The sequence below is a fragment of the Spirosoma validum genome, from assembly GCF_014699035.1.
Taxonomy (GTDB): Bacteria; Bacteroidota; Bacteroidia; order Cytophagales; family Spirosomataceae; genus Spirosoma; species Spirosoma validum.
In genome coordinates this window covers 82,523-96,886 of record NZ_JACXAA010000005.1, presented here as the reverse complement: position 1 = coordinate 96,886, position 14,364 = coordinate 82,523, and the positions used below count along the sequence as shown (strand labels likewise).

General features: G+C 49.0%; 14 protein-coding genes. 10 read left to right on the top strand and 4 right to left on the bottom strand.

What is annotated here, in order from left to right:
• The first annotated feature begins 46 nt into the window (after positions 1–46).
• Positions 47–1,438 carry an ATP-dependent protease ATPase subunit HslU gene (gene hslU, locus IC230_RS14910; RefSeq protein ID WP_191039838.1) on the top strand — a complete coding sequence of 464 codons (1,392 nt, stop codon included), beginning with the start codon at positions 47–49 and terminating at the stop codon, positions 1,436–1,438.
• Between the two features lie 91 nt (positions 1,439–1,529).
• Here the strand turns inward: hslU and IC230_RS14905 are convergent, their stop codons facing one another.
• The 3 genes from IC230_RS14905 to IC230_RS14895 are packed head-to-tail and all read right to left on the bottom strand — an operon-like array spanning position 1,530 to position 3,948.
• On the bottom strand, positions 1,530–2,276 hold the full coding sequence (locus IC230_RS14905) for a class I SAM-dependent methyltransferase (RefSeq protein WP_191039837.1): 747 nt from the start codon (positions 2,274–2,276) through the stop codon (positions 1,530–1,532).
• Positions 2,273–2,689, bottom strand: coding sequence for a hypothetical protein (locus tag IC230_RS14900; protein ID WP_317171799.1), 417 nt, complete (start codon positions 2,687–2,689; stop codon positions 2,273–2,275). Before IC230_RS14900 ends, IC230_RS14905 begins: the two co-directional genes overlap by 4 nt.
• Positions 2,686–3,948: an MFS transporter gene (locus IC230_RS14895; protein WP_191039836.1), complete on the bottom strand. Its 1,263-nt coding sequence runs from the start codon at positions 3,946–3,948 to the stop codon at positions 2,686–2,688. Before IC230_RS14895 ends, IC230_RS14900 begins: the two co-directional genes overlap by 4 nt.
• Positions 3,949–4,257: 309 nt before the next feature.
• Here IC230_RS14895 and mltG point away from each other — a divergent pair, with 309 nt between their 5' ends.
• The 6 genes from mltG to IC230_RS14865 all read left to right on the top strand — a co-directional run bounded on the left by mltG (position 4,258) and on the right by IC230_RS14865 (position 9,867).
• Positions 4,258–5,295: an endolytic transglycosylase MltG gene (gene mltG / locus IC230_RS14890; protein ID WP_191039835.1), complete on the top strand. Its 1,038-nt coding sequence runs from the start codon at positions 4,258–4,260 to the stop codon at positions 5,293–5,295.
• A 114-nt stretch (positions 5,296–5,409) separates the two neighbouring features.
• Entirely contained in the window at positions 5,410–5,823 is a 414-nt protein-coding gene (locus tag IC230_RS14885) for an acyl-CoA thioesterase (RefSeq protein WP_191039834.1), read from the top strand.
• A gap of 116 nt (positions 5,824–5,939) precedes the next feature.
• Positions 5,940–6,893, top strand: a complete 954-nt coding sequence (locus IC230_RS14880) for a YihY/virulence factor BrkB family protein (RefSeq protein ID WP_191039833.1) — start codon at positions 5,940–5,942, stop codon at positions 6,891–6,893.
• Between the two features lie 147 nt (positions 6,894–7,040).
• Entirely contained in the window at positions 7,041–8,084 is a 1,044-nt protein-coding gene (locus tag IC230_RS14875) for a glycosyltransferase family 2 protein (protein WP_223860663.1), read from the top strand.
• A 43-nt stretch (positions 8,085–8,127) separates the two neighbouring features.
• The gene (locus IC230_RS14870; RefSeq protein ID WP_191039832.1) at positions 8,128–8,748 is read left to right on the top strand and encodes an L-threonylcarbamoyladenylate synthase; all 621 of its coding nucleotides are present in this window, start codon (positions 8,128–8,130) and stop codon (positions 8,746–8,748) included.
• Positions 8,749–8,850: 102 nt separating this feature from the next.
• Positions 8,851–9,867, top strand: a complete 1,017-nt coding sequence (locus IC230_RS14865; protein WP_191039831.1) for a hypothetical protein — start codon at positions 8,851–8,853, stop codon at positions 9,865–9,867.
• 148 nt (positions 9,868–10,015) lie between these two features.
• Here the strand turns inward: IC230_RS14865 and IC230_RS14860 are convergent, their stop codons facing one another.
• Positions 10,016–11,236 carry a PQQ-dependent sugar dehydrogenase gene (locus IC230_RS14860; RefSeq protein ID WP_191039830.1) on the bottom strand — a complete coding sequence of 407 codons (1,221 nt, stop codon included), beginning with the start codon at positions 11,234–11,236 and terminating at the stop codon, positions 10,016–10,018.
• 221 nt (positions 11,237–11,457) lie between these two features.
• Here IC230_RS14860 and epsC point away from each other — a divergent pair, with 221 nt between their 5' ends.
• From epsC to IC230_RS14845, 3 genes are all read left to right on the top strand, one after another.
• Complete coding sequence (epsC, locus tag IC230_RS14855) at positions 11,458–12,303, top strand: serine O-acetyltransferase EpsC (RefSeq protein WP_191039829.1); 846 nt, start codon at positions 11,458–11,460, stop codon at positions 12,301–12,303.
• 105 nt (positions 12,304–12,408) lie between these two features.
• A complete protein-coding gene (cysK, locus tag IC230_RS14850; RefSeq protein WP_191039828.1) occupies positions 12,409–13,317 on the top strand; it encodes a cysteine synthase A in 909 nt (302 codons plus the stop codon).
• Between the two features lie 87 nt (positions 13,318–13,404).
• Complete coding sequence (locus tag IC230_RS14845; protein WP_191039827.1) at positions 13,405–14,274, top strand: YitT family protein; 870 nt, start codon at positions 13,405–13,407, stop codon at positions 14,272–14,274.
• Positions 14,275–14,364: the final 90 nt, after the last annotated feature.

Below are 14,364 nucleotides of genomic sequence, written 5' to 3'. Positions count from 1 at the left end.
TGTTTCTTTCCTAAAAGCGCCCGGTTAATAGCGTTTTACGTATTCAATGACCCAATCACTCAAAGACCTTACTCCCCGGCAAATTGTCGCCGAACTAGATCAGTACATTATCGGCCAAAACGACGCAAAACGGAACGTAGCGATTGCGCTTCGCAATCGCTGGCGTCGGATGAATAGTGCAACCGATATGCAACGTGAAATTACTCCCAACAATATCCTGATGATTGGGGCTACCGGCGTTGGCAAAACCGAGATTGCCCGTCGGTTAGCCAAAATTGCCGACGCTCCTTTCATTAAAGTAGAAGCGTCGAAATTTACGGAAGTCGGTTACGTCGGACGCGATGTCGAGAGCATGGTACGTGACCTGGTTGAGCAGGCCGTCAACATGGTGCGGAACGCCAAGAAAGAATCGGTTCAGGTGAAAGCGCAACAGCAGGTTGAAGATGCCATTCTGGATATTCTGATTCCGCCCGTGAAACCAGCCAATGGCCAGCATTTAGGCTTCGAAAATGAGAAAAACGGTGATCCTGATGCCGAAATAAACGAACGAACCCGCGAACGGTTCCGCGAGAAAATTCGCTCGGGCGAAATGGACGACCGTAAAATTGACATCGACGTACAGCAAAGTCAGGTTCCGAACATTGGCGTGATGGGCGGTGCTGTCGATGATCTGTCGATGATGAACATCCAGGAAATGATCGGCAACATGATGCCGAAGCGGGGCAAAAAGCGGAAAGTCAGCATTGCCGAAGCCCGCAAAATCCTGCTTGAAGAGGAAGCCGCCAAGCTCATTGACATGGACGAGGTGAAAGAAGAAGCCATCCGCAAAGCCGAAGACGCCGGGATTATTTTCATCGACGAAATCGACAAAGTAGCCTCTGCCCGCTCAGGCAACGGCGGTGGCGGTCCCGATGTTAGCCGCGAAGGGGTTCAGCGCGATTTGCTGCCGATTGTAGAAGGCAGCGCCGTGAACACGAAATACGGCGTCATTCACACTGACCACATTCTATTTGTAGCGGCCGGAGCTTTCCACATAGCCAAACCGAGTGATCTGATTCCCGAATTACAGGGACGTTTCCCAATTCGGGTGGAATTACAAAGCCTGTCAGAAGATGATTTTTATCAGATTCTGAAAGAGCCTAAAAACGCGCTGACCAAGCAGTACGAAGCGATGCTGGCCGCCGAAAACGTTGAACTGACGTTTCAGGATGACGCGTTACGTGAACTGGCTCGCATTGCGTTCGAAGTGAATAGCGAAGTTGAAAATATTGGTGCCCGTCGGTTGCAAACCGTATTGAGCCACCTCATGAACGATTTCATGTTCGACATTCCCGACGTCATTGGCGCCAACGCCAAGGTTGTCGTTACGAAAGAGCTGGTTGGTGAAAAGCTGAATGGTCTGGTGAAGAATCGGGATCTGAGCCAGTTTATTTTGTAGGGATAGGTAGCGTGGGTCTTCAGCCCGCGTAGCCGCAGGCTAAGTTGTGACTACCAATTTTAGCTACGGCTACGCGGGCTGAAGACCCACGCTACGTTTTCTCCGCCACAATCCGGATGCGCTTGTAATCCGCGTACCAGCGTCCATCGCGAAACAGGGCCGGCCGAAGATCGTCGTTTATCGCTTCAAGAATAGCGGCTTTATCAGCTGACGCTACGTTCTTAAAAAAGTAAGGTCCAAATTGTTCGATCCAGTCTGCCAAACCTGTCTCCGGATCGTTTAGCAACGTGTCGCGATCGTAGTGTTGCGCTAATCGGACCTTAAATCCGTATTGTTCCAGAACCGGCGTGTACTCCCCTATAGACGGGAAAAACCAGAAGGGTGTAAACGAATAGCCAAATTTTTCCAGCTGCCTGGCAACCGCATTTACGATGGTTGCTACGTTATTTTTTCCACCAAATTCAAGTACCAGCCGACCGCCCGGTTTCAGTGCTTTGGCCATCTGTCGAACAGTAGCTTCATAATCCGGCACCCAGTGTAAAACGGCATTTGAAAAAATGGCGTCGAAAGGATCATCAAACGAAAAATTCGTGGCATCCATTTGATGTACCGTAAGCGTCGGGAATTGAGCCTGCGCTTTGTTCAGCATCGTTGCCGATGAATCGATCCCAATTACCTGCGCTCCCGATTCGGCGATCCGCTGGGTTAATTCTCCAGAGCCACAGCCGAGATCCAGGATTCGTTCATGAGGTCGTGGATTAAGCAGTTCGAGCAGGCCTTCGCCGTATTGATAAACAAACGAGTGTTTTTGGGTGTACAGGTCGGTATTCCAGTTCATTGCAGTCGTGAATAAAGCGTTACTAACTTTGTAGTCTGCTCAATGGCCCGGTCGGTATCACTACGTTTCCGATCAGGGGGGTCGAATCGATTGAATGGACGCAGTTCGAGGACAAACGTTTCCTCAGTGCTGTCTTCGTCTATTGGCGTATACAATTTGTACGCCGTCAGATGAACAGGTAGTAAACCATGCCGAGTTTTGAACTGTGTCAGTACGCTGGCCAGCAGTTTTTCTACATCATTCGCCGATACGTTATCAGCTGGAACAAAGCGGATTTCGGCTCGATTGCGATCAACGATGGTTTGCTCGCCGGGATCAAAATGGCCCTCACAACTCGAAAATGTACGTAACAATCCCGTCTTGTTCAGCGCTTCGACTAACGGACGAATTTTCGGTTCCAGTTCGTCCATCATAATTCGCCATCCAGCAACGTCGTTTCATCTTCTTCGGCCCGGTGAGGATGCACTGGCTGCCGGCTTTTTTGCCAATACCAGCCCAGATAACCAACGGCAACCAATGCCAGCAGACCTGCTGCAGCAAAGGATGCCGCAATTCCTGATTCGCTGGCAACGTGGTTCAGCAACCATCCTGACGCAACAGCGCCTAGGCCAATACCGGCCTCGAGCGCAATGTAGACCGTCGCCATGGCGCGACCGCGGGTGTGCTCATTGCTCAGGTCGGCGGTCCAGGCCTGCAAGGTCGGTGTGTTCATTCCCCAGGACATCCCGTAACAAATGGCGGCCGCCCAGAACCAGATGGTCGAATCCGTCAGCATCAACAGCACCATGGAAACGGCCAGTATCGCCGATGAGATAAACAATACCGGAACCCGACCGTAGCGATCCGACGTCCGGCTGAACAACAGTCGAACGCCCAGCGAAGCAATCGTATAAACCGTAAAGAATAACCCCTTGTTGGTAATGCCCAGCGACGTACTCAGCGTTGAAATGATGGTCAGAATGACGCCCGACGAAAAGGCCTGCAAGAGTTGCACGATGAACGGCGGCAGAGCGTGTTTATCGAATATTTCTTCTTTTTTCAGACGTAATAGCCCGAATCGAAACGGTTGCCGATTCACCAGGGTTTCAGGCATTTGCAGCAAAATACCGATTGACAGCAGGGCAAATGCCGACGAGGTCCAGAACATGACGTTCATGGAAAAATCGGTGGCTAACCAGCTACCAATCGCTGGCCCCAGCGACATTCCCATCGCCGTAAATAAGCCCAGCATGCCCATTGCCTCCCCCCGACGATCGGCCGGTACGACGTCAGCAACATAGGCCGACGTAGCTGTCGGCTTAGTGCCTGTCGAAAAACCGTGAATCAGACGTAGCGTCAGGAAGCCTCCTACCGTAATCAAATACGGATACAGAAACCCGCAAAGAAAGCACACCAGAGATCCAAACGCCATGACCGGCACCCGCCCCACGGTATCGGTAATTTTGCCGCTAAACGGTCGCGAGACGCCGGCCGTAAACGTGAAGAGAGCGATAATTAATCCTACGTATTCCCGGCCGCCCAGTTTGGTGAGATAGGCGGGTAATTCGGGGATCATCATCGAGAAGCTGGCCGAAAACAGGAAGTTACTGACACACAGTAGCCAGAACGAGAGCGTGTAAAGCGAAGGGCCGCGAGAAGCACGGCGAGCGGATACTTGGTGAACGGCTGACAAATTGATACAGCTCCCCGTCGGGATTTGGTGTTTGTAGGTGCAAAGTTAGCCCGCTGCACAGATCCTTTGCCAGAAACTGTAAACTTTGACTCAACGGCGTTTGATAACCCCTGTTACCAAACACGCCGACGACTATCGCTTTCAACAAGCAGCACGAACAGCAAGAGTAACGTATACTTCATAAAAGATAGATTGATTGGTTCTGTTTTGCCCTAAATTTGCAAAATGGATTATGAATAAGAATTAATGCTCAATTATTCATAATTCATCCGCACAGGCGGCCCTGATTCATAATTCATCATTTACAACATGTCGCGTAACGTTCAAATTGGCCTGTTTCTTACCGTTTCTATTCTGCTCACTACGTTCACATTTTATTTCTGGCAGGTTTTTAAAAGTCCGAATCTTCAGGTCAAGGACGACGACAAAACCTTTGCCCTCCTGATTCGAAAGGGCGCTACGTTTGAGTCGGTCATGGATACGCTCAAAACCTATAATGTAGTTAACGACGAAACTTCGTTCCGGTTTCTGGCCAAGATGATGAAGTATCCCGAACTCGTCAAAGAAGGTCGTTACGAGATTAAACCCAGGATGGGTAACCGGGAAGCCCTGGTCAAACTACGTAGCGGCAATCAGGATGCAATGCCAGTCACGTTCAATAGCATGCGGCAAAAAAGCGATCTGATTCAGCGACTGGGTAGCAAGTTTGAATTCGGTCCTGATGCACTCGGCAATCTCCTGAACGACCCGGCAACCTGTGAGAAGTTCGGTTTCGATACCACGACCATCGTTTGCATGTTTCTGCCCAATACGTATGAGTTGTTCTGGACCATTAAGCCCGAGGCCTTACTGGAGCGCATGGGAAAGGAATACAAAAAATTCTGGACACCCGAACGCCAGGCCAAAGCCAAAGAACTCGGACTGACTCAAACCCAGGCGCAGGTACTGGCTTCCATTGTGGCCGCTGAAACCAACAAACGCGACGAGCAGCCACGCGTTGCCGGGGTTTACCTGAACCGGATAAAAAAAGGAATGAAACTCGAAGCCGATCCAACTGTGATTTTTGCGCTGCGTGATTTTACCATCCGTCGGTTATTGAATCGGCAGTTAGCCATCGACTCGCCCTATAATACGTATCGCTACACGGGTCTGCCGCCGGGACCGATCAACCTCCCGTCTCCGGCAACCATCGATGCCGTTCTGAATGCCGAACAACACGACTATCTGTATTTTGTGGTCAACGCTAATTTTACCGGGTACCATACCTTCTCGAAAACGCTGGCTGAACACATGGCCAATGCCCGCTTATACCAGGCAGCGCTAACACGCATGAAGATTATGAAATAAAATGGAAAAAGGGAGTAATGGGAGGAGTGGGATGAAAGGGAAAAATCAGATGCATTGATCTTTTCTCGCCCCCGTTCTTCCCAATACTCCCTTTCCCCCCTTTCCTCCTTTTTTATGATTACTCACGACGTCACGAACATACGGGTACGCTATTACGATACCGACCAGATGGGGATCGTTTATTACGGAAATTACGCCCGGTTCTATGAAATTGGCCGGGTTGAAATGCTCCGGCATCTTGGATTGGCATATAAAGAAGTCGAAGACGGGGGCGTTTCAATGCCGGTCTATGATCTCAATTCACGCTTTATCCGACCGGCGAAATACGATGACCTGCTGACCGTTCGCGTTACGATTCCGCAACTCCCCAAAACCCGGTTGATGTTTACGTACGAGATTTTCAATCAGGCAGGTCAGTTGCTTAACACGGGGCAGACGACACTCGTATTTGTCCGTACCGATACGGGCCGCCCCTGTGCCGCACCCGCCGAACTGGTCGATGCCACCAAACCTTTTTTTGAGACGTAGGTTACCAAAGTAGTCAGTCGTCAGTCAATAAACGACGGTCGCTTGCCAATACCAGATCAATTCCGGACACCTAACGACTGTTACCTGATGACTATTGATTAACGACCAGCGCTACTATGTTCGACAAAATAATGGGGTTGCAGGCAATGCGGGGGGCTCGTATCTGGCTGTATGATCATCATCCGTTTAACTCCCGGAATGACTGGTACACGTTTCTGAAGAAAATGTTTGCCAAAATTTCTGACAACGATACCACGGAGCGGGCAGCCTCCGTCTCGTATAGTCTTATTCTGGCCGTCTTCCCAACCGTTATCTTTTTCTTTACGCTGATCCCGTACATTCCCATTACGAATCTGGAAGATCAGATCATGGGATCTCTACAGCGCGTTTTACCCGGCGATACGTTCAACACGGTTAACACAACCATCCGCGACATCATCAGTCGGCCCCGGAGTGGTGTTTTATCGCTGGGTTTTTTATTGGCGCTGTACTCGGCTACGAGTGGTGTGGTTGCGCTGATGCAGGCCTTTAACTCGGCCTATGAATGGGACGAAAGACGGAGTTTCTTTAAAGTGCGTGGGATAGCGGTGGGGTTAACCTTTACATTGGCTTTCGCGCTGATCCTAGCCGTAGTTGTCCTGATCATTGGCGGAATCGTGAGCGAGTACCTGACGCATTTTGGCATTCTCGATAACGTCGTTTTTATAAACCTGCTGATTATCGGTCGCTACCTGGTTGTCTTCGCCGTATTTGTGGGTGTCGTTTCCATTATGTATCGGTTTGGTCCCGACGTAACGTTGAAATGGACGTTCATTATGCCGGGCGCTGTAACGGCTTCCATACTCATCGTACTAACAACGCTCGGTTTCTCGTACTACGTATCGAATTTTGGGTCCTATAACAAGCTGTATGGCTCTATCGGTACGCTGATCGCGCTGATGATCTGGATAAATCTTGTTTCCCTGCTGCTCATCCTTGGCTTCGATATGAACATTGCGCTCTACAATCTTGAAGGCGAGAAGAACCCAAGTGTAGAAGCCAAAACAACGGACAACGCACCCGCTACGTAGCGGTTGAGCCTATTAATTTATCGTACATGTTTCCGTTCCCTCAAAACTTAAACAATCGCTTTACGTATAGTCTTTACTTTGTCTAAAAATTTCTCTTCATCGCAATAGATTGGGCATTCAATGAATTAGAATGCGTTCCGTTTTTTTATGATTTCTGTTACCAATCAATCGAATCATCTGCCGATGAGTCCGTATCTGAACCGGATCAAACCGTGGGTGACCGTCATTTGTACAAGTTATAATCACGAAGATTACGTCCAGCAAGCGCTTCAATCCGTAGTTGATCAGGATTATCCCAACGTCGAACTCATCGTTATCGATAATGGCAGTACAGACCGTTCTGCCGAACGTATTGCCGCGTTTACGCAATCTCACCCCGCCGTTCGCTTTATTCTCAATTCCGTTAATCTCGGCTTAAACAAAGCCTTTAATCAGGGGCTGGCTCTGGCCAAAGGTCGTTACGTTGTTGACCTTTCGGCCGATGATGTTTTACTGCCAGGACGCATTACCAAACAAACCGCCTGTTTCGAACAGTTATCGGGTCCCTATGCCGTCGTCTTTTCCAATGCATCGTATATCAACGCTCAAGGGAAAGAAATAGGCTTTCATTACGCTGTTGATGCAACCGGTCATGCCTGTTCGCGCGTACCGACAGGCGATGTTTTCCGTCCTATCCTCGAGTCTTACTTTATTTGTACGCCAACGATGATGATACGTAAAGATGTCCTTGACGAACTGGGTGGCTACGACGAAACACTCACTTACGAGGACTTTGATTTCTGGGTGCGTTCGTCACGACATTATCACTACGCCTACGTTGATGAAGTGCTGACACAGAAACGTCAGCTATCAACTTCGTTGTCAACGCAAGTCGTTCTTCCCGACAATGACCTGCTCCGATCAACATTGGTGGTCTGTCAGAAAGCGTTCGACCGCTGCGCCACTCCCGATGAATATCGAAGCTTAGCCAGCCGGATTCAAACCTTTATTCGGAAGTCATTCTACGCCGAGCAGTTTGATTTAGCCCTGCAATTCGGGAAACTGCTTCAGCAGATCGAGCAGCCTGACTGGTTGAGCAGCCTGGTGTTACGTTTAAGCCAGTTGCATATGCCTGTCAATAGTTTATACCGCTATTACCTCAAATGGCAGTCATCCTATAAAGCTCCCTTTCGCGCAACGAAACCGCTTTAGGCCGTTTGTAGTTAAGAGATTGTAGCTCACTACAAACCTGACTATGGCTGCTGAATTCATTAAACTATATCCTAAAAATCCCGATCAACGCCGGATTGACTATATCGTGAAGGCGTTACGCGATGGCGCCGTCATTATTTACCCGACCGATACGATCTATGGTATGGGTTGCGATATCCATAACGCACGGGCGGTTGAACGCGTTGCCCGCATTAAAGGCATCAAACCGGCTAAGAACGATTTTTCTTTTATCTGCTACGATCTAAGTCATATTGCCGACTACGCGCGGGTTAGCAATCAGGCGTTTAAGCTCATGAAAAAACTGTTGCCCGGTCCGTTTACCTTCATTCTGGAAGCAACGGGCAGCGTACCCAAACTGCTTAATACAAATAAAAAAACGGTAGGGATACGCGTGCCGGACAACGATATTCCACGCCAGATTGTGCACGCACTTGATCATCCCATTATCACTACGTCGATCCGCGATGAAGACGAAATTATCGAGTATTCCACTGACCCTGAGTTAATTTTTGAGAAGTTCCGAAATCAGGTCGATATTGTGATTGACGGGGGGTATGGTGGCAACGTAGCATCGACGATCGTTGACGCAACCAACGACGACTTTTCGATTATCCGCCAGGGCCTGGGCGAATTAGTCCTTTGAAAAGTAAGGATAAGAGTATATACTTGCAGTGTAGGGTTAACATTCCTTCAAATCGGAGTGTAACCCTTTTTTTGTGAATCATTCATCATTTGTTATAGTAGTATGCGTTTTTCTTTAGCCGCGCTCACTGTAGTGGCTTTTTGTCAACTCGTTGGCTGTTCTTCTCAATCTCAACAGGACGATTCGTCCAAATCAGGTAAACTTACCACCGAAGCGTCTACTGACTCGACTGGTTCGGGTAGAGCAGAAAGTCCGTCAGGTAATGCCCTTAGCTCTACGCGAACTGTCTCTACAGGAGACTCTACGCTCGATTCGCTAACATATGCACCAATAGGCGCTCTACTGCCGAAACACCGCATCTTCGCTTATTACGGTAACCCACATTCCAAGAAGATGGGCGCTTTGGGTGAATATCCAAAAGAAGAAATGCTGCAACGACTCGACCAGGAAATTAAAAACTGGCAGAAAGCCGATCCTGCTACACCTATTCAGCCCGCTCTGCACCTGGTAGCCATTTCGGCTCAGGGATTGCCGGGGAAAGATGGAGGCTATCGGTTACGGATGTCGGACAGGACCATTAAAAAAGTACTAAAGTGGGGCAATGAGCACAAAGCCGTTGTGTTTTTAGATATTCAGCGGGGGCATGCTCCTCTGGGCGGTGAAATGGCTTATCTGGAAAAATACCTCAAGTTACCTTTCGTTCATTTGGGTATCGACCCTGAGTTCTCGATGGTAACGGGGGCCAAACCCGGAACGAAAATTGGTAGTTATGATGCTGCCGATGTGAATCAGGCCGTGCAGTTTCTAAGCCGGGTTGTCAAAGAAAATAAAATTCCGCCCAAAGTGCTGGTCGTTCACCGGTTTACGCAGGGCATGATCAAGAATTATAAAAATATCAAGCTCGATCCAAACGTACAGATCGTGATGGATATGGATGGCTGGGGCCCACCCGTACTTAAAAAAGACTCGTATCATGATTACATTCAGAAAGAACCCGTGCAATACACCGGCTTCAAGTTATTCTACAAAAATGACTTCCGTAAGCCAGGCTCGCGCATCATGACACCGGAAGAAGTATTGGCACTCGACCCCAAGCCAATGTATATTCAGTACCAATAAGTAGCTGTCAAACAGGACGATACACGCAATCCACTGGTTGATAAATAATCACTAAAGCGAAAACCTTTCGAACGTAGTGCCAGTCGCTCAAAAACGCGGCTAACTACAAGTCGAAAGGTTTTCGCTTTATTTAGCTGTTTGCTACGTGTCAATTCCCGGTCAGTTTCAGAATCTTCCCCGAACCGAGATCGCATAAATACAATTCGTTTTTCTGGTCTTCGCCAAAGGCTGAGATCGAACCCGCCGATGGAATAAGCTCCTGATTGTTCGTGGCTTTATTGCCATTGTACGTTAACGCCCAAACTCGGCCGCTGGCATAGTCAGCGTAAATGTATTTGCCACGTAACGCCGGATTGGCCGAACCCCGATACACAATCCCACCCGTAATCGATACGTCGCCCTTATCGTGCGTGTACTGCCAGACGGGGTCAATCAGTTCAGATGCGTTTAAGGTGTTGCCCGATGCCATATAAGCCGCGTTAGCTTCCTTAATACGCCACCCGTAATTGCCCCCTTTTGTAACGATGTCTACTTCTTCAATTTTATTCTGACCTACGTCGCCAGCCCACAAACGCCCCTGTTCGTCAAAACTAATCCGCCAGGGATTTCGGAGGCCATACGCAAAAATTTCTTCCCGGTAACCGTTCGAGTTTCCTTTGAATGGGTTGTCGTTCGGAATACCGTAGTGCCCTTTACTGGTGCTGTTCACGTCGACACGCAAAATTTTCCCCAACCAGCTACTACGGTTCTGACCGTTGTTCTGAGGATCTCCCCCGCTACCACCATCTCCCGTTGCTACATATAGATACCCATCAGGTCCAAACAAAACTTTCCCCCCGTTGTGGTTGGCGTAGGGTTGTTCAAACCGGAACAGAATCACTTCGGACGCCGGATCAACTTCGGTTGCACCGACAAATGATGCCTTAAAACGGCTCACAATCGTTTCGCGAGGATTGCTCTTGGTGTAGTTGACGTAGAAAAAACCGTTCTGCTTAAAATCGGGGTGGAACGCTAGGCCCAGCAAGCCCATTTCGCCACCAGACGATACTTTGTTACGTATGTCAAGATACGTACCCGCCGATGCCGTTTTCTCATCGTTCTCAAACACGCGTATACGCCCGGCCTGCTCTACCACAAACACGCGGTTCGTCCCGTCATTCGCGTGCGTGTACTCTACGGGTGATGAAAATGTTAATTTTGGATAAGCGTTGACCGCCTTAGCCGCCAATGTCCCAGTACCAGCGTCCGTCGAGTCTTGCACCACATAGTCAGACGCCCTGTCCGGTTGGCATGCTACGGCCAGTAGCCACGCCACAACAGACGTAGCCACCAGCGATATGGCAAACAGGCTTATAGTTTTAATCAGCATAGCGATTCACTTCATTTTGTTTTGATAATTTGCGTTGCAAATACGATTCCAGGTTAGGTGCACGAACTTTAAGAGTTGCATTTTGTTTCAAAATCAACAATTTATTCCATCAGGAATGCTATTCCAGACGTTACACGAATAAGTTCTTAGTGTAGTGTCTCCTCAGAATGGGGTATGGATTCTACTCTTACTTTTGTTTTTTACGGCAATACATACGATCGATGACAACCAGCACCAGTTCCTTTCTCGAACATTTACATACGCAACGCGCTCATTACCGGTATAAACTTCCGTCGAGACCCGATGCCGGACGGTTCATCGATCAACTGATGCGCTTACTTTTTCCTGTGACGCAGGATTGCAAGTCGATTTCGCAGCACGTCGAAGAAACGTATCAGCATTTGAATGAACAGCTTATCAATTTGCTCTGTCCGTTAGAAAAGAATTTACCGGAAAGCCCGACGGAGATTACAGAACGATTTTTTGAGCAGTTGCCTGCCATTTACGATGGTCTGTTGCTCGATGCACACGCGATTGCCGATAACGACCCCGCTTCGGTTGGGATCGAAGAAGTCGTGGCTGTTTATCCGGGTTTTTATGCCATTGCCGTCTACCGAATCGCGCATGAACTGATGAAGCAAAATGTACCCCTCCTCCCCCGCATGTTAACCGAATATGCACATGGGCAGACGGGGATTGACATTCACCCCGGCGCACAAATCGGGCGATCGTTTTTCATTGACCACGGCACGGGCGTCGTTATCGGGGAAACCACCATTATTGGGAACAATGTCAAAATATATCAGGGTGTCACGCTTGGCGCTACCTACGTAGCGAAATCGATGGCGCAGAAAAAACGACATCCAACTATTGAAAACAACGTAGTGATTTATGCCAATGCCACCATATTGGGGGGCCACACGACGGTCGGGCATGATTCGGTTATTGGCGGTAACGTGTGGCTGACGAGCAGCGTTGAAGCGCACTCACTCGTTTATCATCAGCACCAGACCGAAGTTCGCCTTAAATCGCTTGAATCCGCCGAACCCATCAATTTTGTTATTTAAAAAAGAGAAAGAGATAAAGGGAGGAAAGAGACGAAGGGGAGCATTTTACAAAAACCTTTTCTTCCCTCTCCTCCCTTTATTCCTTGCTTCCCTCTTCTCCCTTTTATGAAAGCTACTACCATCCTCGACACCATTGGCCAGACGCCCCACGTACGGATCAACCGACTATTTCCAGGTTACGAAGTCTGGACAAAACTGGAACGGGCGAATCCTGGTGCGAGCATCAAGGACCGAATCGCACTGGCAATGATTGAAGATGCTGAAGCGAAAGGCTTGCTGAACGCAGGAAGCACCATTATTGAGCCTACATCGGGGAACACGGGTATTGGCCTGGCGATGGTGGCGGCTGTCAAAGGTTATAAACTTATCCTGGTCATGCCAGAATCGATGAGTATCGAACGGCGTAAAATTATGGCGGTTTACGGGGCTGAATTCGATCTTACGCCCCGCGAGAAAGGCATGAAAGGGGCTATTGAGCGTGCTCACGAATTAGTTGCCCAGACCCCCGGTGCCTGGATGCCCCAACAGTTTGAAAACCCGGCTAACATCGACGTTCACATTCGCACCACCGCGCAGGAGATTCTGGATGATTTCCCGGACGGTTTCGACGTATTGATTACCGGAGTCGGAACCGGGGGCCATATTACCGCTGTCGGTCAGGTTCTGAAACAAAAGTTTCCTAACCTGAAAGTCTATGCGGTTGAGCCCGAATTGTCGCCCGTCATTAGCGGTGGTGCTCCGGGTTCACACCCGATTCAGGGGATTGGCGCCGGATTTATTCCGCAAAATCTGCACATCGATGTACTGGATGGTACGATTCAGGTAAGCAAAGATGAAGCGTATGAAATGGTACGTCGTTCGGCCAAAGAAGAAGGTACGTTTATCGGTATTTCGTCGGGCGCATCGCTGGCGGCCGTGGCCAAAAAACTCCCGGATATTACGCCGGGCAGTCGAATTTTAACATTTTGCTACGATACCGGAGAACGTTATTTGTCGATAGAGGGGTTGTATTAGTGAATAGTCGATAGTTGGCAGTCAGCGATCAGGAACGGTTGACGATGAACGTGCTATTGGCTAGTCTCACCATCCCCCCTCTTCTCTATGATTCGACAATCTGTGTACTATCGTCCTGTCAAGGATACTATTTTTATCGTCGCGGGTATACTAAGTGCCAGCATGGGCATTAAAGGATTTCTGTTATCAAGCCATTTTATTGATGGGGGCGTAACGGGCATCTCGATGCTACTGGCAACGTTGTTCGACATTCCCCTTCCTATCTGGTTGTTGATCATCAACCTGCCATTCATTGGGTTAGGCTATCGCCAGTTTGGCCGACAATTTGCGCTCAAAAGCACCCTGGGCATTGCTGGCCTTTCGCTTAGTTTAGCCGTTATCCCCTTTCCAGACGTAACGCCCGACCTATTGCTGACCGCCATATTCGGCGGCTTCTTTATTGGGGCTGGAATAGGCCTGGCCATACGAGGTGGCGCAGTACTGGACGGCACCGAAATTGCAGCATTGCTCATCAGCCGGAGTAGCCACGTACTGAAGGTCAGCGACGTTATATTAGTGCTGAACGTACTGATTTTTGCGGCTGCCGCTTTTTTCTTAGGCATCAATCCAGCCCTTTATTCGATGATTACGTACTTCGCAGCCTACAAAACGGTGGATTTTATTATTCATGGTATTGAAGAGCACACGGCGGTTATGATCATTTCCAAGCACAACAACATTATCAGCGAACGGATTATCGAGCAAGGCTGGGGCGTAACCCTGTTGAAAAGTCAGGGCGGCTATGGGAAGCATGGCAATCGGGAGGATATCGACAGCATTATCTATATCGTCCTGACACGTCTGGAAATTAACCGTCTACGCGCGATGGTGACCAAAGAAGACCCGAATGCGTTTATCATTCACCACAGTGTTGATGATGTAGCGGGTGGTAAAGTGAAAACCCTGCCGATGCACTAGTAGAGACCAATCCGCTTCCATTAATACCCGTTTTCGTCCGTTCGTGGAGAAATGCCGCGTTGCCGATCGATTTCTGACTCTTTCTGTCGA